This window comes from Empedobacter sp. GD03861, from assembly GCF_029840885.1.
Taxonomy (GTDB): Bacteria; Bacteroidota; Bacteroidia; order Flavobacteriales; family Weeksellaceae; genus Empedobacter; species Empedobacter falsenii_B.
On sequence record NZ_JAOCDJ010000085.1, the window covers coordinates 1 to 1,316 of the forward strand.

The window sequence follows — 1,316 nt, forward strand, 5'->3', positions numbered from 1 at the left end:
CGTTAGTGGCAAGGCTATGACGACACAACCCGACAGACAAATCGGGTTCTTTTTGACATTTTGTATTTTAGTAGTTGCTTAAATAAGCAATTTGACTATCTTCGCATTATGGACAACAATTCTTGCATACGACAACAAGCAGACATTAAACAAATAAATCGCTGTAAAGACAGAGTTTCAGAACTCAACGACTCGTTTGACTATTTATCGAACGGACTTGAATTAGCAGGAAACAACGTAAGGCTGAAAATTCTCTTTTTACTATATGAAGAAAAACGACTTTGTGTTTGTGATATAAGCGACATTCTCGGTATGACAATTTCAGCAGTTTCTCAACACTTGCGAAAACTCAAAGACCGAAAACTAATTGAAACCGAACGAGAAGCTCAAACCATTTTTTACTCATTGACAAAAGAGTATGAAAAAATGCTGAAACCGTTTTTCAAAATACTTGACGAAAACAAAATATTAGAAACATTATGAAAGCAGACAAAAAACTAATCGGAGCAGGACTTTTAACAGCAATTGCAGCTTCATTGTGTTGTATTACACCTGTCTTGGCTTTAATCGCAGGGACAAGCGGACTTGCTTCAACTTTTTCTTGGCTTGAACCTTTTCGACCTTATTTTATCGGTTTGACAATTTTAGTTCTTGGTTTTGCTTGGTATCAAAAGTTAAAACCTAAAAAGCAAATTGACTGCAATTGTGAAACAGAAGAAAAACCAAAATTCATTCAGTCAAAAATGTTTTTAGGAATAGTAACAGCATTTGCAATCGTAATGCTTGCATTTCCATATTACTCAAGCATTTTCTACCCAAAGACAGAAAAGCAAATCATAGTAGTGGACAAATCCAATATTCAAAAAGTAGAATTTACGATTAGCGGAATGACTTGTGCAAGTTGTGGCGAACATGTAAATCACGAAGTAAATAAATTGACAGGAATAATAAGTTCAAACGCTTCTTATGAAAATGGAAATGCAATCGTAGAATTTGACAACTCAAAAACAAATATTTCTGAAATCGAAAAAGCAATAAACTCAACAGGATATTCCGTAACCGACAAAAAAGAAAATTAAAATGGAAATCAAATTACAATCAACAATCACTTGTCCCAACTGCGGACACAAGAAAGAAGAAACAATGCCGACAGACGCTTGTCAATATTTTTACGAATGTGAAAAATGCAAACAAGTTCTAAAACCAAAACAAGGCGACTGTTGTGTTTATTGTAGTTACGGAAGTGTTGCTTGTCCACCAATTCAGCAGGACAAAAAATGTTGCTGACAGACGAAAAACAAAGAAGCCCAGCCACT

At 34.9% G+C, this 1,316-nt stretch carries 3 protein-coding genes; all 3 read left to right on the forward strand.

Annotation, left to right across the window (positions count from 1 at the left end; genetic code table 11):
- The first annotated feature begins 108 nt into the window (after positions 1-108).
- The 3 genes from N5D03_RS14805 to N5D03_RS14815 are packed head-to-tail and all read left to right on the forward strand — an operon-like array spanning position 109 to position 1,287.
- Entirely contained in the window at positions 109-483 is a 375-nt protein-coding gene (locus tag N5D03_RS14805; protein ID WP_277632954.1) for a metalloregulator ArsR/SmtB family transcription factor, read from the forward strand.
- Positions 480-1,079 carry a mercuric transport protein MerTP gene (gene merTP, locus N5D03_RS14810; RefSeq protein ID WP_280052105.1) on the forward strand — a complete coding sequence of 200 codons (600 nt, stop codon included), beginning with the start codon at positions 480-482 and terminating at the stop codon, positions 1,077-1,079. The genes N5D03_RS14805 and merTP overlap by 4 nt, the downstream gene beginning before the upstream one ends.
- Position 1,080: 1 nt before the next feature.
- The gene (locus tag N5D03_RS14815; RefSeq protein WP_069796431.1) at positions 1,081-1,287 is read left to right on the forward strand and encodes a GDCCVxC domain-containing (seleno)protein; all 207 of its coding nucleotides are present in this window, start codon (positions 1,081-1,083) and stop codon (positions 1,285-1,287) included.
- Positions 1,288-1,316 lie beyond the last annotated feature (29 nt).